The 25,558-nt window shown below is 45.3% G+C and carries 10 protein-coding genes; all 10 read left to right on the forward strand.

Annotated elements, in window-relative coordinates; all coding sequences use genetic code 11:
* Positions 1-26 precede the first annotated feature (26 nt).
* A complete protein-coding gene (locus tag FPL14_RS15500; protein WP_182298334.1) occupies positions 27-4,085 on the forward strand; it encodes a fibronectin type III domain-containing protein in 4,059 nt (1,352 codons plus the stop codon).
* A gap of 39 nt (positions 4,086-4,124) precedes the next feature.
* Positions 4,125-5,051 (forward strand): hypothetical protein, encoded by a 927-nt coding sequence (locus tag FPL14_RS15505; protein WP_182298336.1) that lies wholly within the window; start codon positions 4,125-4,127, stop codon positions 5,049-5,051.
* Positions 5,052-5,063: 12 nt separating this feature from the next.
* Entirely contained in the window at positions 5,064-5,927 is an 864-nt protein-coding gene (locus FPL14_RS15510; protein WP_182298338.1) for a hypothetical protein, read from the forward strand.
* Between the two features lie 105 nt (positions 5,928-6,032).
* The gene (locus tag FPL14_RS15515) at positions 6,033-15,812 is read left to right on the forward strand and encodes an RHS repeat protein (RefSeq protein WP_182298340.1); all 9,780 of its coding nucleotides are present in this window, start codon (positions 6,033-6,035) and stop codon (positions 15,810-15,812) included.
* A 108-nt stretch (positions 15,813-15,920) separates the two neighbouring features.
* Entirely contained in the window at positions 15,921-16,565 is a 645-nt protein-coding gene (locus FPL14_RS15520) for a HEAT repeat domain-containing protein (RefSeq protein WP_182298342.1), read from the forward strand.
* Between the two features lie 557 nt (positions 16,566-17,122).
* Positions 17,123-18,940, forward strand: coding sequence for an RHS repeat-associated core domain-containing protein (locus tag FPL14_RS15525; RefSeq protein WP_182298344.1), 1,818 nt, complete (start codon positions 17,123-17,125; stop codon positions 18,938-18,940).
* Positions 18,941-18,948: 8 nt separating this feature from the next.
* A complete protein-coding gene (locus FPL14_RS15530) occupies positions 18,949-19,548 on the forward strand; it encodes a hypothetical protein (RefSeq protein ID WP_182298346.1) in 600 nt (199 codons plus the stop codon).
* A 549-nt stretch (positions 19,549-20,097) separates the two neighbouring features.
* Positions 20,098-22,275 carry an RHS repeat-associated core domain-containing protein gene (locus FPL14_RS15535; RefSeq protein ID WP_182298348.1) on the forward strand — a complete coding sequence of 726 codons (2,178 nt, stop codon included), beginning with the start codon at positions 20,098-20,100 and terminating at the stop codon, positions 22,273-22,275.
* Positions 22,260-22,565, forward strand: coding sequence for a hypothetical protein (locus FPL14_RS15540; protein WP_182298349.1), 306 nt, complete (start codon positions 22,260-22,262; stop codon positions 22,563-22,565). Before FPL14_RS15535 ends, FPL14_RS15540 begins: the two co-directional genes overlap by 16 nt.
* On the forward strand, positions 22,537-24,213 hold the full coding sequence (locus FPL14_RS15545) for an RHS repeat-associated core domain-containing protein (protein ID WP_182298351.1): 1,677 nt from the start codon (positions 22,537-22,539) through the stop codon (positions 24,211-24,213). Before FPL14_RS15540 ends, FPL14_RS15545 begins: the two co-directional genes overlap by 29 nt.
* Positions 24,214-25,558 lie beyond the last annotated feature (1,345 nt).

Genomic DNA, 25,558 nt, shown 5'->3' on the forward strand with positions numbered 1-25,558 from the left:
GGTTTACCACTAGGAGGGGATTTTAATTGTCGTACCATAAGGCGCTGCCAGTATTGTTTATATCCTTATTTCTTATTCTCTCATTACCCCATAAATCAAGTTACGCATCCGAACAACCCACAGATATGCCAGCGGCAATAGCCGCCGAATCGACCAAGCTTGATGATATGACAAGCAGAAAGGAACTGGTGGAAAAGCGCACAGCCAACACGAAGCATTATCTGATGGAGAACGGCTCGAAGCAGACGGTTATTACATTAGAGCCGCAACATTATGAAGATCAGAATGGAGATTGGCAGGATATCACTCCTGCTTTAATCGACGAAGCGGATATTCAAGATATGGACGAGCCGATGTCACATGAAGTAGTTGATGAAGTCAATCAAATTAGTAAAAAGAACAAGGAACTAAAGCGGCAAAAAAAGCTTGACCATGGCGATACATCATACAAAGCTCTGCAGGTTCCATTCGATATTTCACTGCCTAAGAATTTTCAGCAAGGCTACCGCATTCAGAAAGGGCAGGACCAACTTTCGTTCAAGCCAATAGGAGCGTCTAACAAGGCAAAGGCGAAATTGACGGATAAACAGACATTGACGTATGCGGATGTTTGGGAATCGACGGATGTGACGTTAAGGGTGTTTGGAGAGGGAGTGAAAGAAACATTTATCCTTAAGGATAAAAACGCGCCATTAGCCTTTTCATTTGAAGTAGAAGGTCAATTCAAATCGGGATTGAGCACCGATCAACTATTTATTTTACCGGCTTCGCTGATAGATGCTAATGGAACGACCAGGCCTGTTGATCAGGTTTTGCGAAAGCAAGGAAACAAACAGTACATCGATATCACTGTAGATGACTCGGGATTAATTTATCCGATCGAAGTGGATCCCACTGTGGCAACATTATCCGCATCGGTAATGGCTTATCGAACAGCTTATTCTTACGGTGGTTCTAGTGACCTCACTTTCTCTTCTTCTGGAATTTATGTTGGTGGAAAAGCGTGGACATACGCTTTTATCGGTTATATGAATTTCGATTTGTCTTCTATTGACGGAGTTGTTCAGAGCGCTGACTTAACATTGTACCGTCAGAACTCAACCCGTGGGGATAACAATACAATAATCATAGACAGCTATATCACCTCATCACCCTGGTCATCAAACAATCCTTCCCAAATACCGGGTCAAGGTCAATTAATTAGTTCCGTTAACACTCCTGGATATAATACACCCGCTGTGTTTACGGGGATGGAAAAGTATGTGAATCATGTGCTTGCAGGAAACCCTAATTATGGGATTGCGTTTGCCCCAAGAATACCGGAAAACGGAACCGAGGCTTTGCGATATTTTTATTTTCCGATACTAACCATAACCTATACACCGATACCGAAAGTCTCGGAAGTGGTCGCACCCGTCGAAAATCAGTTTTTCGGTCCGAATGACAACTCTTTTATTCCGATCATCAAGGTATCTGGACCCAATGCATCTCCATTGACGGCAGCCTATTATCTGGATAATGAAACATCGCCTAGAGAAACGAAGTCCGTCTCTAATCCGCAAACGGCGCAAACGGTAAGCTTCAGCGCGATGAATATCGGAACGTTGGCGGAAGGAAATCATACGTTCAGATTTACCGCGAGCAACGGGCAAGAGACGGGTCAAAAATCAGTTAATGTACATGTGGATAAAACCGTGCCTTTATTAGGTTCAGTAAGTGTCTCGTCTACCAATGGCTCCGTTTCAGTGTCTGGTTCCGCGAGCGATGGCGGTTCAGGTCTAGAAGCGTCCCCGTACCGCTATACCGTCGGACCAGTAACAAGCGGTTGGACAAGCCAAACGTCTTACACAGCTGCAAACTTGATGCCTAATACGGCATATCATGTGAAATTCGAGGCGAGGGACAAGGTCGGTCTTGTTTCTTCACGCGAACAGCAGATCTATACAACTGCACAGAGCCCAACGTTGTCCGTAACCCGTTCCATGGAAACCGGCCTGGATTTATCCATAACCGACAGCAATCCGGCTGGAACTAAATACGTCATTCAGGCGGGAAGCCGTTACGTTAATGCGACTGGGGCATTAACCACCAATCCCGTCTGGTTTGCTCCGGTCAATAAAAAGATAACCGTAACCGGACTTACAGCAAATAATTCATACGCTTTGACAATAAAAGCGAGGAACGAAGCGGGAGTCGAATCCGTATCAAGCGATGCCATAACGGGAACGACACTTGCCGCTCCTCCTGCCACGATTACACCAAAAGCCGAGCAACGCTCTATCACGCTGTCATGGCCTGTGATCAGCGGAGCGACCGGCTATGACGTGGAGGTGGACGGCTCTATCGCCCACAACGGGGTTTCCGCGACATATGTACATAACAATCTGGCACCCAATACTCCGCATAAGTATCGAGTGCGGGTCATCAATGCGGGAGGAACGGGGAACTGGAGTTCGCAGGTTACAGCATATACCCTGCCCAATCCGCCGCCGATTCCGGTCAATATACAGACGAAAGCGACGCAAACGGATGTTACGGTCACTTGGGATGCTTCTACAGGCGCGGACGGATACGATATCGAAGCGGACGGAAGGGTGATCGATAATGGCAACCAACTATCCTATGTGGATAAGGGATTGCAGCCTTTAACCAAGCACATCTATCGAGTCAGAGCAAAGAATGCCGGGGGCACTAGCGAATGGAGTAGCGCCGTTACGCAAATCTCCCTACCGTATCCGCCGATGGCACCCGGACAACTTGCCGCCCAGCCGGCTATTCATCAGATTACGGTGAATTGGGACCCTGTAGATGGCGCCGACCGCTACGAAATCGAGAGGGACGGGGCAATTCTCAATAACGGGACCAAAACGACATACACACATGACGGTTTGGATCCGCTAAGCGGGCATACGTATCGGGTCAGAGCTGTGAATGCAGGAGGGAAAGGCCCATGGAGCCCGCCGCTGGATGTGACCACGCATCCAGAGAAGCCGGATATTCCTACGAATATCATGATGACCGCAGATGAAGCGGCAATCACTTTGATCTGGTACGAGGTGCCGAATGCCGAAAGCTACGACATCGAAATCAACGATACAACGATCATTAATTCGACAGGTGCTCAGTTTACACATACAGGGTTATCACCCGAGAGCAGGCACAAGTATCGGATTCGCGCGGTCAATATCAGCGGCAGGAGCGAATGGAGCAGTCCCGTTGCGATGAAGACGCTTCCGAGCCAGAGCGATGCGAACGATTATCTCACGAATATCGCAGCGGTGGTGACCAACTCTTCCATTACCTTATCTTGGGATACGGTCGCGCCCGACGCGGAGTACGAGATCGAGGTGGACGGCGTCGTTATGGACAACGGAAACAGCACATTATTTCAGCAAACCGGTCTTCCGCCGAACGAATTACACCACTATAAAATCAGGTTGAAGCAGAGCGGGACCTCGGGTGTTTGGGTGGCCGTGCTCTCTCTATCTACACTGCCGAATCCGCCAGACGCTCCAGACCGATTGGAGGGAAGCGCCACACACAACAGCATCGAGCTGAAATGGGGACGGGTCGAGGGCGCGACCGGATACGATATCGAAATCGACGGGAAAACGGTGGACGGCGGCAACAATTTGACCTATTTGGATGAAGGCTTGACGCCGGGAACCACACACTCTTATCGGGTGAGAGCGAAGAACATCGCCGGTGTAACAGCATGGAGTCCCGTTCTTGTAAAAAGCACCACTAATCCCGACTATTCGGTTCAGGTCGTACAAGGGCAAACATTTAATTTCTCCTTGCTGGCGTTCGACGTAAAGGATTTCAGTGAGCGAAAGTTTACGGTGACGTACAACCCGGATGAGTTGGAAGTGATTGACTTATGCAGCTTCACGCCGGAGAAGGATGCTCTGAGTACCGGCACGATTCCCGGCACCCATTTGTCGGTCACGAATACGCCAGGGATTATCGAATTCCAGGTAAATCAAAGCGTTGCGCCGGGTACGGTATGGTCCGGGGAAATAACGTCGATAGTGTTTAAGTCCAAGATCGACGGACAGTCTTTTATTAATTTTAGAGCAGAATAAGAGCTTTGAGGTGAAAATATGAAAACCGGATATAAGAGAATGTACAAATGGATAGCCATTTGCCTCGGTGCAGTTTTAGTGCTGCAACTGACGATGGGAATTGGCTTCAATCCGAAAAGCGAGTCAAATATAACCGCATCTGCAGAAAACGCTGATGATGAGAATCGCATCGCGGTGGAATTATCGAACCTTTCCGGGGCAAGCAAAGATGACATTTTGCAATGGAGGAGTACTGGTAAGTCGTGGAACGATATTATCACCTTGCTCTCCAAACGGGATGACGGTTTGAATGGAACCACAAAAGCCGAGAGAAGCCAGCTTCTTGCCGATAGCGGTTTAGATAAGGAGTTCATTAAGAATCTAACGGATGCAGGCTATGCTCAAGCCGAAATAACGGATGCCAAACTGCTAGCGGAAAGAATCCTATTTCAACTGCAGGAAATCGTTCGATCCGTTGACAATCGGCCGGAGCAACCTGTAGTGGACTTGAAGGACGAAAATCAAGACAGTAAGGATTTGTCCGTATACATCAAGATTAGCGATCAATTCGATTTGAAAACCGCCGTATATGCCATGGTCGTGTTAAAAAAGGAATTCGGAAGCATCGACAACGTCATGAACGAATACCTTTTTGCGCTGCAAATCGGCTTGAATTTTGAGGGATATTTCACGGATAAGGAAAAATATTATCAGGATAAAGAAGATAAAAATATCGGCATCAACCCGGATTCTATAATCACGATCGACAAAATCGAGAATCGAATGCTGGAAACCATTCAACAGGGCAATGCATTGAGCCAGAATGACTTCACTACAAGTGAGGATAGAGCAGCATTGCCTGACGAATCTCAAGTTAATAACCCGCTACCGGATGTGCCGAATCCGAATGCAAAAGATGTAAATCCCGAGAATCCGACCGACGCTGTAATGAAAGAAATTCAGTCGATTGATCCCAATAGGCAGTAGGAGGCTTGTCATATGAGAAAAATTCCGAAATTATTGCTGATCTGTATCATAGCCGCCATGACATTGCCGGCTAGCTATGCTGCGTTAGCAAAGGTAGTGAGCTCGACTTCCGATAAAAGTTCGACCGTAACGCCATCACCCCTTGATTCGTCCGCGCTAGATGTAATCAACGCAAACTCCATTGCCATCTCACAGCAGGTTTTAGACAAAATCAAGCAGTCCGACCCGGACAACTACGAAAAAAATGTGACCAATTATAAAAATCTATTAACCGAGTTGAACGTTCACGACAAATTCAAGCAAGAGATAGATAGATTATTAGCAGCGGACCACAAGCTGCCGGATCTACTAGTCGCCTATTTATTCTTATATCAGAGCTACGGCCAGTTAAGCGATCTTGAACCGATGGTAGCTAATAAGGAATCCGGGAAAAAATGGAGTGCAATTTTTTCCGAATACGCCAATGCTCATCCCGTGTTTGCTCCTAGAGCTTTCGATTCGTCATATCTCGAAGAGTTGATGCAAACCCCTAACTTAAACTCGGACGATATCATGATTGCGGACAGAGTCTCTTTTGCTATCGGCAAGCCATTCGAGGAGATTATCAGCATTAGACTCAAGTCTATTAGTTGGAAAGCAGCGAATGCCGATCTCGGCATACTCTACAGTGCGGACAAGCTTCCCCGTGTGCAAATTACCGCCGAACAGATGAATAAATATACCGCTCCCGGAAAATTGACCGAAGATCAGGTGGCTCAAGCATTTGTCATCGCCAACAAAGCGGGGAAGAGTGCAGACTCGGTTATCGAGCAAATCAAAGCGGGCTACTCCGAAGAAGCGATTTTGGCGCAAGCTTACTCGGAAAAATACGAATGAAAGGGGGACGACTAGCTGAAACAGTATTATAAAATTTTATTTTTCGGCTTCCTGTTTCTGGCCGTCCCCTTGCGGGCTGCCTATGCCGAAACGTTGGAAGATCAATTGAACAACTTAGTTGGACCCAAACAGCAGTATAACACGATGCTGTCGCCCGTATATTTGCAAAACAACAAGTCAGAAGAGTATATCAGCCCTCAGAATGGCGAGTTGACTTTAACGCAGAGCGACTATGTGCTGCCTGGACGCAATGGGCTGGATTTGGAGATTAAGAGAATCTATAAAAACGAAGTTTCCAATGTACAAGAGATGAAAGTCAAATATGTAAATGGTGCATGGGTGGACTATGTCTCTTCCGATATTAAGACCTCTTCCTTCAATGAAGATCGCTATAATCTCGGCATAGGCATGCGCTTTTCCTTCCCCATGATCGAGGTTCGACAAAATTCCGATGGCACGAGCACGGACTATCTACATACACAGAGCGGCGACGTCTATCGTTTGAAAGCCGATACGCTGGCCGGAGCATCCGTACTGCTGCCTGAAGGGCAAACTATCAAGGATGTAGTGGTAAGAACCTCAACAGCCTTCAGTAACGGTCAGAACGACGGCACTTCCAAGTTCGTCATGACGGAAAAGGAGGGGAAAAAGACTTATTTCGCAGCGGACGGCCGGATTCTGGGCATTGTTGACCGATACGGAAACACGATCAAGTTCGAATATACAACTCTTTCTTATACGATCGACGGGCAAACGGTTAATAAGAGATTGATTTCCCAAATCACCGATACGGTCGACAGAGTGACGACAATCGAATACAAAGAAGATCAATCGTTTACCGTCGGTCCGACCGCGAATAATCCTTACAGCGCAAGCGACAGCTATAAAGCATCCCAAAACCCGAACAACACCGATTCCGGCGATCTGCAGGGCAAGTTCCAGGTTATCGTTCATCTGCCCGGAAACAAACAGATCGTATACGACAAATCTGCGGTGCTAGTCAGTTCGTCCAAGCATGTCATGCGCACAAGGCTGCAAAGGGTTTTCGATACAGACAACAATGTGAAATATCACTATTGGTATGAGCAGCCCGACCTTGGCTTTACCTATACGAACGGTAAGAATTATGCCGTGTACAACCGCTACGAGAATCTGGTGCAGATCGATTATGCCAGAACGAACCGGATCAAGCGCTATGTTTATAATACATACACGAAGCGGTTGAACTCGGGCAGCATGCAGTACCGCAAAATTTTTGAAGCCAATGAGCTCGTTAAGAAGAGCTACGACCCGTCCAAGAGCGACTTCATCGATCGTTTCATTACGGATGTCAAAGATAAAGCCGGCTACAGCTATACCAACGAACCGGATGGATTCGGTACTCCGGATTACAATGCATATAACTATGATTATCTAAAGGATACGTATCGCTATTCCTCGCAAATCAAACAACTGAACGGTGCTTCAATTACCTATACGTACGATGGTCTGCAACAATTGATGACAACGGAGAATAAAGGAACAGACCATAGCGAGACCATTACCAACGAGCGCGACGAAATGAAGTTGGTTAAAAAGAAACAAACCGTGTCGGTTCAAATGGTAAACGGACAAGCGCAAGGCACATCTATGAAGAAAATTGAGAATTACCGTTATGACGAATACGGAAATTTGACCAACTATACCGGTCCAGAAGCTGCGCGGGACGCGGGCGGTTATCCGCTCGACAGCATGCATACCGTGGTGTATACGTATGCCTATGACAAGTTTCACATCCTCGCATCGAAGACCTGGAAGAAAGATAAGATCACCACTTCGCAGATTCTTTACGACATCGACAATAAAGGCAATGTGATCAAGGAAACCAAGGTGAACACCGGAGACGCCGCAAACTGGACCACGATCGACTATCAATATGACAACTATGGCAACATGACTCAGAAAAAGCAGAACGCGGGCGGCCAATCTTTCATAACGAATTACGAATACGGCATAGATGCGAACGGTAAGGACACAAAAGGTGCTTACTTGACGAAAAAATACGCCGTTGTCGATGGCATGCCGTTGGCTAACCGCTATGCCTACGATTTCAATATGGGCATTATAATTATGGAAATTGACCCGAACGGCAACCAAACTGTTTACGAGTATGACGCGCTTAGCAGGGTGGTTCAGGCCACCCAGCCGAACGGATCGCTCAAAAAATACGTCTATCAAGAAAATCCATATGTCAATATGAAGATTCAATATACCGATCCGAATGGAACCAATTTCATTTACACCTACGATATCTTGGGAAATCAGCTGCAGGCCGGTTTGCAAGTCAACGGTCAGATGCATCCGTTAACTACTTATGAATACGATGCCAAAGGAAACAAAACCAAAGAAACGGATGCGAATGGCAACAGCATCCTCTACGCGTATGACAGCGCGTATGGACTCGTTCGTAAGACATACATGGCAAAAGACACGGTCGATAAAGGCTCGATTGCCGTTAAATACACGATAGGAAGCGACAGTGACACACCGCTTCTCGTCACGATCACGGATCAGGACGGCTATGCGAAAAAATATTATTACGACATTTTGAACCGATTGGTAAAGCTGGAAAAGACACCGGACAACAGTCATTTCTTCGCTAGCACCTATTCGTACAATTACGTGGGAGACCTGCTGTCCGAAACCGATGCCAGGGGCGGCGTGACTCGATACGAATATGATTATCAGAGCAGACGGATAAAGAAGACCGATGCGCTCGGGAATGAAACCGGATATGTCTACAATGCTCTGGATCAAATCTCGCGGCAAACGGAGCCCGGGGGCAAAATCACCCAGACACTGTACGACGCAGCGGGTCGGAAATCCGAACAGAGAGTGCGTGGAAATGAGTCAGCCGATTATACCTACACAAAATACACCTACGATGCTGCGGGCAACACCATTAATGTTAAGCAGGGGCAGAACTTGGGCGGACAGGATATTGTCGCTTCCGACGTTTCCTACGCGTATGACAAGATGAATCGCGCATCCGATGAATATCACAAAATCGATGCCAACCGTAAGTCGCATATTCATTATAGCTATGACCCGAACGGCAATAAAACGCAGGAACTCCGCTATGCGGATGCGGGAGAGAACGAGTTCCTCGCCTATACGTACGACTATGACTACGCCGGCCGCGTCAAGGAAGAAAGCGGAGCTTTGAAGGCAGCGGGCAACAGCAACGGCGAGGCCGTTCATGGGAGCTACAACAAAAAATACATTTACGATGATGTCGGCAACCTTACAGAACAGCATATAGATAACGGCAACGGGTATGACGTGACCTCGTATGCTTATGATTATTTGAATCACGTTGTTGAAAAGAAAGAACCTTTTACCGACAGCAGTCATTTTAAACTCACTGCTTATAAATATGACAAACGAGGGAATCAAGTCTCGGCCACGATGACGGTTCAGGGGCAGACGCTTACAGAGTCCAAGACGTACGACGGGCTGGGGAGACAAACGAGTATGATCGATCCGCTCGGAAATATGACCCGGATCGTGTATGACGAGAACGGAAATCCAATTAAAAAAATAGATCCGCGATACATGTCCCAATCAGCGGATCAAGCGCCCGGCATCGAATATGCCTACGACGCGCTGAATCGATTGGTGAAGACCTATGTCTTTGATGGCAGCGTACGCACGGTAACGGATTACAAGGAATATGACGGCAGAGGAAATCTGATTCTGGAAGCGGACGGAGAAGGATACAACGAGAGCGATCCGGCACGATCCATCGGCAAAATGTATACGTACAACGTTCTCGACCACAAAACCTCTTATATTTCGGCGCAAACGGCGGCAGGAAACCGTATGAACGGGACCCATACAGTGACGGCTGCGTATACGTATGATGCCATCGGTAAGTTGGTTTCGCAAACGGACGCGCTGGGGAACCAAACAACTAGCACCTACTACTTGAACGGAATGCTGAAAAAAACATCGTATCCGGACGGCAAGACGGACCTATACGATTACGACCTCACGGGTAAAATCCGGGCAGCCAAGACGGACCGGGCGGGTAACACGACGAAGGCTTACAGTACCGTTTTTGGACAGCCTTACCGCATCGAGTACCCCGATGGCACCTCTAAATCTTTAGAATATTCAGTGAAGGGAGAGCTGACGGAAAGCATCGACCAGGCGGGAAACCGCACCCTTTACACCTACGATCCTTCCGGGAACGTAACGGCCAAGCGGGAATTTATCCGCACGGACGGCGCATACGATATCTACAAGCTGACTCAACACGTGTACGATGAGGCAAACCGCCTGATCGAGCAGGAAACCTTTGAAGACCGAAAATCGCTAGGAGGCAGTAGCGGAACTACCGTATCCTCAGGAGATAAGGTTCAGTATGCCTATGACAAGGCGGGACGCTTGATTCAGGTTTCCGGTCCGTTCGGAAGGGAAACGGATTACGAATACGATCGCGCCGGCAACAGGATGACGGAAAAGCAAAAAGTATCCGACAGCTATATGGACGTCAAGCGATACGCTTATGACGTGAAATCCCGGCTCATCAGCGAATCAACGCTGGTCCAAACTTCTGGGCTGGAGCCGCAATATTTGGCGGGGGCCAAGTTCGACAGCGAATATTCTGACCGGGTGCTGTCGACGACATCATACATTTACTATAAAAACGGTCTGGTCAAGAGCAAAACGGACCCTCGCGACAGCAAAACCACGTTTGTTTACGATGCTGATGGAAAGCTGACGAAACAGACCGATCCGCTGCTAGCGGCAACTGAATATCGCTATGATGACAACGGCAATCTGACGGAGCAAATGAATGCAAAAGGCGTTTCCACGCGCTATGAATACGATGGGCTGAACCGCCTGATTCGCCAAATCGCGCCTGCAGCGGACGGATCTGACGCCACAACTCGTTACTTTTATGATGCAATGGGCAATTTGATCAAGCAAATCTCGCCGAACCAGTACGATCCGGCCAAGGATGTAGCTGATCAGGCATTGGCGATGACCGGGATTTCATACACCTACGATTCCATGAACCGCCTTATTTCTACGATTTCACCCGATGAAGAAGGGCTCTCGTATATTCGCTACGATGCCAACGGCCGGGTGCAAAAAACGGTAGACGGTTTGCGCTACACGGGAAATATGGACGCTTCTCAGGGAACCGTATACGAATATGATGGATTGGGCCAGCTCGTCAAGCAAACCGATGCATTAGGCAGCGTCACCTTGTATGCCTACGATGTACTGGGACGTCTGATTAGTCAGATTGACGCGAACGGTAACACGACCGTCTACGATTACAATCCGGATGGCACGCTGAAGTCCGTCAGCTATGCCGATGGAAGTACAATTTCGTTCGGCTACGACAAACTCGGCCGTAAAACTGCCGAAACCGATCAACGCGGCAATACCACAACGTATGCTTACAATGGCTTAGGTAAACAAAGAACGGTTACCGATCCTTATGGAAATGCGCTGGAATCCAAAACCGACCTGGCGGGGAACCTTATTTCCCAAAAGGACAAGCGTGGCAGCGTCACGTTGTTCAAATATGACGCGAATAACCGAATCATCGAAAAACGGATGCCGCTTGAATTCGATGCGAGCGGCAACGTGGTATATGCTGTGGAAATCAGCCTCTTCGACGAGGTTGGTAACGTAGTTAAGCAAGCATTGACGAATTCTAAGGATCCGTCTTTTATCCGTGAAACCAACTATACGTATACGGACAACAACCTCGTCTTAACCGTGTCCGACAACAGCGGTACTTATAAGAAATACGCGTATGACAAAAACGGCAATGTTGTCAAGAAGGAAACGCTGCGGGATAAAGACCGGTACGACGTGGAGGAATATACCTACGATAATCAGAACCGGAAGATTGAAGACATTCGCTTGGCGAATGAACAGGATATTGCGGACGCCGCAAGCCTGGCCGATATCACCAATTTGCGCAATCCGGCATATCCGGGACGGATTCGTCTGATTACCGGTTACGAGTACGATCTTCTCGGCAACAAGATCAAACAAATCGATCCGCGTGCTTACGCATTCGCCACGGGAGATACGGCGAATCGCGGCATGTATGCCGTCACCTATACGTATGACGCCTTGAACCGTCTTGACAAGGCAATACGCAAACAGGATGGCAAAGACGTCTATACTCAGTATACCTACGACAAGCTAGGCAATAAGTCCACCGTGCGCAACGAACGGGGATTTGTCACGACTTACGCTTACGACGGCATGAACCGTCTGATCACCGTTACCGATCCGCTGAACCAATCGGTGACTACTCATTACGATACCGCCGGCAACCGGATCGCGGTGACGAATGCCAAAGGTGACAAGATGAGCTTCGCGTACGACAATTTGAACCGGCTGGTTGCCACGACCGACGCGTACGGCACGATCATCAACGAGAATGTATATGACAATAATGGCAATGTGATCAAAAAAATCGATGCAAAAGGTTACTTGTCCGCCTCCCAAGATGCGGCCCGATACGGATGGCTGTATACGTACGATCTGGCAAACCGGCTGATCCAATCCGTCGATCCGGAGCTTGCGGCACAGAACAATCCGGCTTTCTCTAAGGCTGTTTATCGCTACAATGCGGCGGGGGAGAAAACGCAAGAAACCGATGCGCTCGGCAATAAAACGACATTTATGTACGATGAGGCAGGCCGTCTTGTTCAGGTAACCGATCCGCAGGGTATCGCGATCCGATACGGTTACGACAATGCCGGCAACAAGCTTTATATGACCGATGGCCGCGGCAAAACGACCAAATACGCCTACGGCGCATTTGGTTTGCTGACACAGGTCACCAATGCAGACAATAAAACGATTCAGTATAGGTACGATCTCGGCTTGAATCTCGCTGTCATGACCGATCGCAATGGCAACCATACACGCTACACCTATGATAACAGAGGTCTGCTGTTGACCAAGGCCGTCGACGAAACAGGCGATCGGATTAGCTATACGTTTGACGAGAAAGGCAACCGTGCTTCGATGACCGACGCTAGCGGGACCAGCAGCTATTCTTACGATAGCAACGATAAATTGCTGCAAGTGGTCAAGAATGATTCGGTCCAATTGACCTACACCTACGATGTTGTTGGCAACGTCTCGACCGTCACGGATCAAACCGGGTTTGCCACAACCTACACCTACGATAAATCGAGCCGGATGAGCGCCGTCGTATTTGACGGAAAAACCGTTGTATACGCCTACGATCCGAATGGCAACCGCACCTCGATCTCCTATGAAGGCGGCGTGACGGAAAGCTATACGTACGACAAGAATAACCAGTTGTTAACCCTAACCAACCAAGCGCCGGGTGGCAGCGTCATTTCCCAATACAGCTACACCTACGACAACGCCGGAAAGCAAATTTCCAAGACCGACGGTCTGGGTAAGACGAGTTACCTCTACGATGCGACAGGTCGTATACTGGAAGTAGAAGCGCCGGGCAAGACTACGATTTACACCTATGACGGCGCAGGCAACCGTCAGGCGCTGAACGAAACATATGAGTCCAATCAGCTAAGCGGATACGTTGATCCGAATACGAAACAGGCACTGCCATACAGGCTCATGAAGAGTCAGTATGTCTATTCCAACACGAATGAATTGTTGAAGCTCGTCGAGACGATGTACGATGGCAACAACAAAGAAGTACTGAAGAAGACAACCGACTATCTGTACGACAATAACGGCAATCAATTGCGGACAAAAGTCAGCTACGTTCTGCCGTACAATAGCGGCAAGCGGCAGGTGACCGACGACAGCCTGTTCGGCGACGATGTCACCAGCGATATCAGCACCTTGATCGAAAGCGTCAGCAACACCTTTGACGGTTTTAATCGCTTGGTGAAAGCGGAGAAGATCAAAGGCGGAAACCGCTCGACGGTAACCTTCGTCTACGACGGTAACGATCTGCGCACGCAGAAGGTATCTCGCAGCTCCAAGGACAACTATGCGACCAAGGTGACTAACTACATCTACGACCGTCAGCATGTCATATTGGAGACGGACGACGCGGGTAATACTGCTGTCCGCTATGTACACGGCATTAACTACATTGCCCGGATCGACGCTTCTAATAAGCTGTCCTACTATCTATTCAATGGTCACGGCGACGTCGTGCAAACAGTAAGCGAAGCTGGAATGGTCGAAAACCAGTATGATTATGACATTTTCGGAAACCCGACTTTGACGATCGAGATGTACTCTGCTTCCATCCGCTACGCGGGAGAATTCTTCGACGCCGAAACCGGTTTATACTATCTTCGCGCGCGGTATTATGATCCATATATCGGTCGGTTTATATCGGAGGATACGTATGAGGGGAAAATTAATGATCCATTGTCGTTAAACAGGTATACTTATGCGAATAACGATCCTCTGATGTACATCGACCCGACGGGGCATGCAGCGATGCAGTTGCGCGACCTTGCAGCCCTTACGGGTTCAAGTGTAAATTGGAATCAAAAGACAGGCATAGCGACTGTGACCCTTTCGCCGGGTGTTTCGGTGCAATTCAATACTAAGGATAAAAAGGATCAGCAGAAAAACGGTTACAGCATCCAAAATGGTCGGATTGTCCTCGATAACGAGCGATTCGATACACTGATGAGTCAGAGACATTTTCAATCCGATAGCTCCAAGCAAGGCGTAACAGTAAAAATCGAATCCAAAGTGGATACCGCAGTAGGGGACAACAAGCTGGCTGGTTACGCTAGTGTGACAAAAACCTATTATGCGTCCAAGCAGCAGGGTCAGATGTTTGCCGCGAATTATGACAAGGAGATTCCACTGGGCCAAGAGCGTGTGAAGGAAAGAGTAGCCGTCGTAGACCTGACGACCCACAAGTCAGAAAGCATTGATTTAGTCAGCGGTAAAGGATTGACGAAGAAGAGAGAAACACTAATCAAAAACATTGCGGCCGGATCGGAGGGGACCGTCAACAGGCCGCAAGCCGCGTTGATCGCGTTGCTGTTGGGGCAGGATGACAACGCATTTAGCAGTCATCTGGAAGAGAAGTACAGCGGCAGTTACGTCGGTAAAAGTATTCAGCAATCCAACGAAGCTTATTTAGCAGCGAACCTTGCGAGCAATGACATTATGGACTCAGGTAAGACGGACAAAAATTTTGGGAACGCTTTGAAGAAATACTACAAGCACCTATATCCGGAAGCTACCGATCAAGATTATCAGAACTATGTCAAGGCACTGAGTCAAGCACAAAGTGGCGAAATGGTGGATGTTCTAAACGCCTTTTTCTCCAAGGAAGCGGTTCTGTATTCCGGGTATCTGGTGCAGCAAAAGGTAACGAATCAGGCGCTCGCTATACAAGGTCTGATTGAAGCTGCTCTCCCTCTTGGGTTTGGTATTGCAAAAGGAATTGCCAGATTTGCACCCAAGGGGAATCCTGGAGTTGCGGGTAACTCTGGTTTAAAAATGAATTTGCAGACCTTTGGTGGAAAGAATGCGGGAAATCAGGGGACGGGAACTGTACAGGGTTCTGGGAGATTACCAAACCAGGGGACAGTTGATGCAGGGGTTCCAGGAGCGCCGAAGGTAGATGCTGGAAAGCAAGGAAAGCATGTTTCTGGCCATAATAATTTTGATTCAAATAAGTCCTCATGGGGCAACGGACAGAATGGAGTCGAATTAACTCAAGAAGCTTGGGTGAAAGGCACCCCAACAAGCAATTCTGATAAAGTTAGAGTTTGGGATGCCGGAAAACCAGTTGGGCCAAACGGGGAAACAGGTGTGCGTGTTCATATTGATAGTAAAGGTAATATTCATGGCTATCCAGTAGACCCCAAACAGTATCTTCCATAGATGATTTACTAATAACCTCTGAGCCACTTTTAATAGCTTACATAGCTTTAAACAACGTGGCTCAATCGGTTATTAAGGGATTCAATACCTGTAGAGAGGATGGGCTATGTGGAAGTAAATTCTAAATTGGCAGATGAGCTAAGACGATTTTGGGAATGGTTTGGAACAGATATTCACGAATACGAGGCAATAAAAACGAAAAATGGTCTTGAGGAGTTTATGTATCCACATTGGGATGAATTAGTAAGATTGGCGTATAGAACAATAGAAGATTTAGAAAAAGGAGAAGCGACCGATGTTGCTTTAATACTTGAGGTTATGGCTTTAGATAATGAGGAAGAAAATATACTAACTGAATGCGTGAACAAATTAAGTGAATCCAGACTTGAGATCGTGGTTAAACATGGAACAATATTCCCACTATCTAATACTAGATGGCAAATTGCTGAGTTAATAGGAAGAAAACAACACACAACATGGGAAAAATATTTATTGAAATTAATTGAGGATAGTAATAAGTATGTTCAAAGAAGGGCTTTGTTATCCCTGGTAAAGATTGACTCAAAGTTGGCAAGTGAACTGTCGTTTCAAAAGTTAGACGATGTTGATGAAATGATGCGACTTAACGCAATTAGGATTATAAAAGAAACATCGTCTACATTCTTAAACGAGGCATTAAAAAAACTAGAGGGTGATACTAGCCAGTTAGTCTTAGAGGAAGTGGCCTCCATAAAAAAGGATATAGACGTATGACTAACCCATTATAGAAGGCTTCCAGCCTTCCATCCACCGCTAACAGCATGAGACGAGATGCCGGCAAACAGGTCGTGTTCCCTTGCTTCCATCTTGCCGCAAGCGGCTGGACAGCAAGCGCAGCGGCGTTCTCTGATTACGACGAACCTGAACAATTTTACACTACTTTCATATCGCGCAAGCCAAGTTCTGACTACCGCCATAAACAACCTACCGCTGGCCAACGCGCAGCCGCCAGTGTAACCGCCCTCCGCTCCGCGGCCCCTCCTTTCCTTCTTGGGGATTGCGCTTCTGAAGAAGAAGACGTGCCGGGGCATGAATGCAGAACTCTCAATTTGATTTACCGGAAGCAGTCGCTGAAAGTCACGCCAATAGGGGGACACGAAGAAGAACCTGCGAACGGAAGTTAGGATTTATTTTCGCTATCTCGAATTTTCCTGTTCGCTGCTAAGGTAGCTTGATTGGGAGAAGGGAAGATAGCTGATGATAAGTCCCTTTTTTCGTTCTAGTCGGTGACGGAGGAGAATATCAACGTTGACGTCGAGAAGTCGTTACAGATGTTCGACGGCTTCAATCGGCTTGTTCGTGGCGATCGTATCAAAACGGGAGTACAGTCGATTGTAACCTGTCAATACAATGGTGATAATCTGCGCACGCAGAAAATATCTCGCAGTTCCAAGGACAACTATGCGCCCAAGGTGACCAACTATGTCTACGACCGTCAGCATGTCATATTGGAGACGGACGACGCGGGTAATACTGCTGTACGTTATGTACACGGCATCAACTACATTGCCCGGATCGACGCTTCTAACAAGCTGTCCTACTATTTATTCAATGGTCACGGCGACGTCGTGCAAACAGTAAGCGAAGCTGGAACGGTCGAAAACCAGTATGATTATGACATTTTCGGCAACCCGACCTTGACGATCGAGATGTATGCAGCATCCATTCGCTATGCGGGAGAATTCTACGATGCCGAAACCGGTTTATACTATCTTCGCGCACGGTATTATGATCCTTATATCGGTCGGTTTATATCGGAGGATACGTATGAGGGGAAAATTAATGATCCATTGTCGTTAAACAGGTATACTTATGCGAATAACGATCCGATCATGTATGTGGATCCGACGGGACATGCTGCGAAAAAAAATAATGCAACCGTGCTTTTGAAGGATGTCGTCAAGGATGGATACGGAGGTTCATTATATTGGGACAATAAGAATAAAGCAGTAACCATTAAGATTAACAATCAGAAAGTTACAATAAAAGCTGATGGCAAAGATGCGGCAATGGTTAATGGCAGAGTTGTTATTAAGCCCGAAACCTTAGACAGGTATTACAATAATAATAGCGTAAAAGTTAATAAAGAAGTTCCGGTGAGGTATGAGATTAGCACTACAGCAACTGCAAAGGAAATAACTACAAAAGTTACAACAGTAGTTCCAACAGGTCAGAGATATTCCTCTTCTCCTAAAGTTATACTAAACGAGTATAAGCCAGCTGAGGAGATCAAAAAAGTTGTTAATGAAATCGTTAAAAACAAAGAGGTTTCTCAATCAAACTTTGAATCAGTCGTAAATATTATTAAATTTGAATGTATGGATAATCCTGAATGTCAGGCAACGCCTCTTGTACCTTACGAGAGTAAATCAAAAAGTAGTGGCTCACCCAATTTTTTCTTGGATTCATGGAATCTGATGGAAAATGGTTTTAATGTATTAAAAGACGGTGTAGTATCGGACTTTAATAAGATTGTTGAGACAAACAGCACTGTTCCTGGTGCGATCGATTATTGGGGTTTTGGATCCTACAGTGCAGCAGTTGGGACATTTAATCCTGAAAAACCTCTTTCACTTCAACATTGGTCTGATAGTTTTCAAACGGCAACAACGTTACTTGCTCCGCTTAGAAGTCTGCTAAAATTTTCGGGTCCAACTGTTAAGGGGATGGGTAAATTCTTAGATGCACCTGCCACAAGCAATGGAACGCTTAATATTGGTGCAAGAGGAAAGCCCACAGAGGGCGCATACAATATTGATATTGACCCTAAAGCTTCAGGAGTACATTATGGTGATGCTACAAATCTGTCTAACATTAAATCAGGTAGTCAAAGTAAAATTATTATTGAAAATCCTTATGATTATGATCCATTGAATCCTGAGATATTAAGAGTCTTGTCTCAGGATGGGGAAGTAGTAATCACGGGTTCACGTTCTAACATGAATAAAATAGTGAAAACATTAGATGATAAGGGGCTGAAAATCAAAGGTGATAGACAAGAAGTTCCAAATGATGGAAGTTTTAAAACTACTGACGGTGAGGATATCAAATCCAAAATGCTAGATCAATATACGATTATAAGGAAGTGAGGACGTAGATGAAACTAACTCTTGATATTAGTAAAGAAGAATTTGACGGCATAGTAGGGGCCGATATGAAAGTTACTCCAACCATTTTCTTAAATTTCCCAAGTGATATCAGGGGTGTTTATGAGTTTGAACTGATGAATTCAATCATAAACATTTATGATTTTAAAGATCAGCTAGAAAAGCAGGACCTCAAAATAGAGGATGATTCGCTCTTTGTATTTGGAAAAATGAAAGTTCGAATAGAGGGCGTCAAGGGTGCAGATTTCGAGTTTGTTGAGGGGAATTCCCATACAGGACGCAAACAATATCATACCTGGCCATATACGCTTAATAAAGGTGATGAGGTTTGTATGTGTGGAGGAAATCTATCATTCCTCTCAGGGTACTATGCATCAGTTATTGTAGTAGCCGAAGGTAAACAGAAGATCACTTTGACTTTTAATACAGATGAAGCTATTCCAATTGATATTTTTAATAAGGACAGTACAACACAGGCGCATTCAAAAGTAATCGAATATGAACATACCAGCTCTCCGGGAAAATTATTTGACTTCAACTTTTTTCAAGATTACCTAGCATCAGGTAGAAGAGTAATTAGAAACGAATAGTTTTTAGGCTTATAAACCTTGGTAGGCTTCGAGCCGTTTCCCAAGGTTAGGGGCTACCCGGTGTCAAATGAACCCACTATTCAACCAATAACACATCTAACTCATTTAATGTAAGATGAGGATGGCGGGCAATAGCCTGTACGTTCTAATTGGGAAAGGATTCGGCTTCTTCATGTCCCTTGAACGGCAACAGGACGAATAACCTTTGAACGGAAGTCAGGGCTTATTTTCGCTATCTTTAATTTCCTGTTTACTGCTTCTGCAGCGTGATCGGGACAAGAGAAGATAGCGGCAATAAGTCCTTTTTCGTTCTGTACGGGTAAGGATTCATCCTGTTTCAGTTCAACACAGATCGGCGTTCCTGGCGACAAGGTACTGGTAAACCGGCATTGAAAGCTGAACATTCCATTGCGACACGGGCTTTAGGATCAACAACATCGTCCGACAACTCCCCAAAAGTGCCAATGGTTTTTTCAAACCCTCTCCCCCGTAAGACATGCCTTCCTATTTTCGAATTGGGATACTCATGCCCTGGATGACTTGTTCTTCTTGCTTCTTCTTGGAGCGGTTAAACCTCTTTACACCTATGACGGCGCAGGCAACCGTCAGACGCTGAACGAAACTTACGCGTCCGATCAGCTGAGCGGATACGTTGATCCGAATACGAAACAGGCACTGCCATACAGGCTCATGAAGAGTCAGTATGTCTATTCCAACACGAATGAATTGTTGAAGCTCGTCGAGACGATGTACGATGGCAACAACAAAGAAGTACTGAAGAAGACAACCGACTATCTGTACGACAATAACGGCAATCAATTGCGGACAAAAGTCAGCTACGTTCTGCCGTACAATAGCGGCAAGCGGCAGGTGACCGACGACAGCCTGTTCGGCGACGATGTCACCAGCGATATCAGCACCTTGATCGAAAGCGTCAGCAACACCTTTGACGGTTTTAATCGCTTGGTGAAAGCGGAGAAGATCAAAGGCGGAAACCGCTCGACGGTAACCTTCGTCTACGACGGTGACGATCTGCGCACGCAGAAAATATCTCGCAGTTCCAAGGACAACTATGCGGCCAAGGTGACTAACTACATCTACGACCGTCACCATGTCATATTGGAGACGGACGACGCGGGTAATACTGCTGTACGTTATGTACACGGCATCAACTACCTTGCCCGGATCGACGCTTCTAACAAGCTGTCCTATTATTTATTCAATGGTCACGGCGACGTCGTGCAAACAGTAAGCGAAGATGGAACGGTCGAAAACCAGTATGATTATGACATTTTCGGCAACCCGACCTTGACGATCGAGATGTATGCAGCATCCATTCGCTATGCGGGAGAATTCTACGATGCCGAAACTGGCTTATACTATCTTCGCGCGCGGTATTATGATCCTTATATCGGTCGGTTTATATCGGAGGATACGTATGAGGGGAAAATTAATGATCCATTGTCGTTAAACAGGTATACTTATGCGAATAACGATCCGATCATGTATGTGGATCCGACGGGACATGCTGCGAAAAAAAATAATGCAACCGTGCTTTTGAAGGATGTCGTCAAGGATGGATACGGAGGTTCATTATATTGGGACAATAAGAATAAAGCAGTAACCATTAAGATTAACAATCAGAAAGTTACAATAAAAGCTGATGGCAAAGATGCGGCAATGGTTAATGGCAGAGTTGTTATTAAGCCCGAAACCTTAGACAGGTATTACAATAATAATAGCGTAAAAGTTAATAAAGAAGTTCCGGTGAGGTATGAGATTAGCACTACAGCAACTGCAAAGGAAATAACTACAAAAGTTACAACAGTAGTTCCAACAGGTCAGAGATATTCCTCTACTCCTAACGTTATAACAAACGACTATAAGCCAAATGTAGAGATCAAAAAAGTTGTTAATGAAATCGTTAAAAACAAAGAGGTTTCTCAATCAAACTTTGAATCAGTCGTAAATATTATTAAATTTGAATGTATGGATAATCCTGAATGTCAGGCAGCTCCTCTTGTACCTTACGAGAGTAAATCAAAAAGTAGTGGCTCAACTAATGTTTTCATAGATTCATGGAATATAATGGAAAATGGTTTTAATGTATTAAAAGACAGTGTAGTATCGGACTTTAATAAGATTGTTGAGACAAACAGCACTGTTCCTGGTGCGATCGATTATTGGGGTTTTGGATCCTACAGTGCAGCAGTTGGGACATTTAATCCTGAAAAACCTCTTTCACTTCAACATTGGACTGATAGTTTTCAAACGGCAACAACGTTACTTGCTCCGTTTAGAAGTCTGCTTAAAATTTCGGGACCAACTGTTAAGGGTGCGGGTAAAGTAGTGACCTATTCACCCGCTAATCCAGGGCCTCTAAAGCAAAGCGTAGCAGAAACCTTTAGTGGTGCAACATATAAGCAGGTAGTTTTAACAGAAGATGCAACATTCTATAGAGTATATGGCGGAGAGGCAGGAAAGGTTGGCAGCTATATGACGAGAGTTCCTCAAAATGGTGGAATACAGTCACAAGTAGACCTTGCGTTAAAACCTGAATGGGGAAATACTACTCAATATGTTACTAAAGTTACTGTTCCAAAGGGTACTGTAATATATGAAGGTACAGCAGCACCTCAAACTATAAACGGAGGAGCAGGTCAATTGATTGGCGGTGGCGATCAAGTATATATTCCGGAGGTGAATGCCAATTGGTTTGGAAAATAGAATGTGATTGTAATGAAAGGCATGGTATAGATATTGACTCCTTTAAACTATTTGAAGAATTAAAGGCATATTTTGATGAACAAGTTAAAAAGGGAGTATTTAAAGACACTCCCGTAACAGAACCGTTTTATGTAGGACATAGTGAAGTTCAAGACATTAACTGGTATGCTTCAAAGTGGTATAAGTGTAATGTATGCGGATGCCTATGGGAGTTCGATTATCCTGACTTCCCTGCAAAAGGATTTGTAAGAAAATTTGAAGATGGAGTGTACCATTCAGACTCACACTAAGTATGAGTTTTCAAAAACAACCTTGATTGGCTTCATGCCTTTCAAGGTTTCTTTTTTTTGCGGGGGCTACCTTGCCCGGATCGACGCTTCTAACAAGCTGTCCTATTATTTATTCAATGGTCACGGCGACGTCGTGCAAACAGTAAGCGAAGATGGAACGGTCGAAAACCAGTATGATTATGACATTTTCGGCAACCCGACCTTGACGATCGAGATGTATGCAGCATCCATTCGCTATGCGGGAGAATTCTACGATGCCGAAACTGGCTTATACTATCTTCGCGCGCGGTATTATGATCCTTATATCGGTCGGTTTATATCGGAGGATACGTATGAGGGGAAAATTAATGATCCATTGTCGTTAAACAGGTATACTTATGCGAATAACGATCCGATCATGTATGTGGATCCGACGGGACATGCTGCGAAAAAAAATAATGCAACCGTGCTTTTGAAGGATGTCGTCAAGGATGGATACGGAGGTTCATTATATTGGGACAATAAGAATAAAGCAGTAACCATTAAGATTAACAATCAGAAAGTTACAATAAAAGCTGATGGCAAAGATGCGGCAATGGTTAATGGCAGAGTTGTTATTAAGCCCGAAACCTTAGACAGGTATTACAATAATAATAGCGTAAAAGTTAATAAAGAAGTTCCGGTGAGGTATGAGATTAGCACTACAGCAACTGCAAAGGAAATAACTACAAAAGTTACAACAGTAGTTCCAACAGGTCAGAGATATTCCTCTACTCCTAACGTTATAACAAACGACTATAAGCCAAATGTAGAGATCAAAAAAGTTGTTAATGAAATCGTTAAAAACAAAGAGGTTTCTCAATCAAACTTTGAATCAGTCGTAAATATTATTAAATTTGAATGTATGGATAATCCTGAATGTCAGGCAGCTCCTCTTGTACCTTACGAGAGTAAATCAAAAAGTAGTGACTCAACTAATGTTTTCATAGATTCATGGAATATAATGGAAAATGGTTTTAATGTATTAAAAGACAGTGTAGTATCGGACTTTAATAAGATTGTTGAGACAAACAGCACTGTTCCTGGTGCGATCGATTATTGGGGTTTTGGATCCTACAGTGCAGCAGTTGGGACATTTAATCCTGAAAAACCTCTTTCACTTCAACATTGGACTGATAGTTTTCAAACGGCAACAACGTTACTTGCTCCGTTTAGAAGTCTGCTTAAAATTTCGGGACCAACTGTTAGGGGGATGGGAAATCTTAAATATAAAAAAATCTCCGAAACACCGGCAGAAGATGTGAATAAATGGTGGAAGGAAGAAATGGGTTACAGTAAACCTCCTTATAAACCAGGTACTCTTGCTCAAGAAATCGAGTTAACTGAAAAAAGTACCTTTGTTCGAGTATACGACGGGGAAAACTCCGGTATGTACGGTGGATGGTTTATGAAAGCCGATGATATTAAGGGATTAACTCCGTCGCAAATACAAGATAAATTCGCCTTGCCTACAACTCCCAAGTTTGTAGCAGATGTGGAATTGGATGCAGGAACAAGAATACGGACAGGAACTGCAAATCCACTCTTCGGTTTTGAAGGCGGGGGACAACAATTTGATTTAATGGGACAGCGTGTTGGTAATTTCACAAATCCAAGACCTTTACCGTGAAGGAGCGAATAAAATTGACGATAACGTTTAGCCAATATGATAACGAGATAGTAGTAGGCAAAAATAAAATAGTTTTTGACCACAAAATACGTTACGTTAAAGAAGTGAATGACACTTTAATCGTATTACTTGAGATACCTAACAACGTTACGTATCTAAATAATGTATTTGGAATTAATAAAATTGGGGAAATACAGTGGCGTATTCAGAATGTTAGTGATGTTTTCCCCGTAAAAACCAGTTGCCATTTGAAAATCTAATGGTGAAAGGTACTGATGTTTATGTGTCTGACTTTTACGGCAGAAGGTTCTCATTTAACCCAATTAATGGAGAGATACTTTCAAGTGATGTTGTAAGATAATATCAAGTTTATTTATTAGGAAACCTAGAGAGGCATTGTCCTTTCTAGGTTTCTTTTTTTGGTGGGGGTGGGTGACGAATGAATCCATCATTCAACCAATAACACATATAACCCATGTAATACCCGTATGAAGATTTCGTCATTTCTGTTGTTACGCATATAAAGCTTGAATTTTTACCCTAAAAAACGCTATTCCGTTACACCCGTACAGGTCGATTATGGTCAGGTACCACCATGATTGACTTTTTTTTTGTTATCTTCGTTTTCTTGCGGTTTTTCCAAATTAAACGCAACTTTGCGAATAGATATCCCGATGGATATAGTGTCGAGAGCATCGCAACAAATTCATAGGATACCCCCGACAATTATACTGTCAGGAAGTAACTGAACATTCTACAACGGGAAGGTCATGTGTTAATGGCTAGACACCTGCCCTCTAATAAAGCCCGAAATTCATCAAAAATTCGGGAGGGGGCGGCACGTGAAAGGGGTCAGTCTATCCATTGACTGCATTGTCATCGACTTTACAGGTAGGGGACAGAGGATTCTATACCGCTTTAGAATCAATACGAGAGAACAATTTCCTGCATATCTCCTACAAGTTGATTTATGCTCCGAACACTCAAAAGAACACGCTAAGGATTGAAGCTTACCCGAAATCGCTAGTCTACTTCCGTCAATGGCTCGAACAAATCCGAGGACATACCTTCATCTATCCAGGACGTATTCACGATGTCTAAGCTGGTCGAAAGCTACGATTGTTCAAAGGTACTCATTATTACAATGGCAAGCAATTGGGGTGGTAACTATCCCGTCTGCCGTTAGGGTAAACGGAGGCAAAGATGCGGTCAATAAGCCGTCCATGTGGCGTTAACGAAACGAACGAATTCGATAGCATCACTTCACTTGCGGGGTGTAGCATCTACCGGAAGGACCAAAATATCCGGCCAAAACTAAAATCGATAACGAAATAAGAAAAGGGAC

Source organism: Cohnella cholangitidis (genome assembly GCF_014107495.1).
GTDB lineage: Bacteria > Bacillota > Bacilli > Paenibacillales > Paenibacillaceae > Cohnella > Cohnella cholangitidis.

Coding starts and splice junctions, on each gene's coding strand:
- FPL14_RS15505 (WP_182298336.1), top strand. CDS start 4,125: ATGTACAAATGGATAGCCATTTGCCTCGGTGCAGTTTTAGTGCTGCAA.
- FPL14_RS15510 (WP_182298338.1), top strand. CDS start 5,064: ATGAGAAAAATTCCGAAATTATTGCTGATCTGTATCATAGCCGCCATG.
- FPL14_RS15525 (WP_182298344.1), top strand. CDS start 17,123: ATGTTCGACGGCTTCAATCGGCTTGTTCGTGGCGATCGTATCAAAACG.
- FPL14_RS15530 (WP_182298346.1), top strand. CDS start 18,949: ATGAAACTAACTCTTGATATTAGTAAAGAAGAATTTGACGGCATAGTA.
- FPL14_RS15545 (WP_182298351.1), top strand. CDS start 22,537: ATGGAGTGTACCATTCAGACTCACACTAAGTATGAGTTTTCAAAAACA.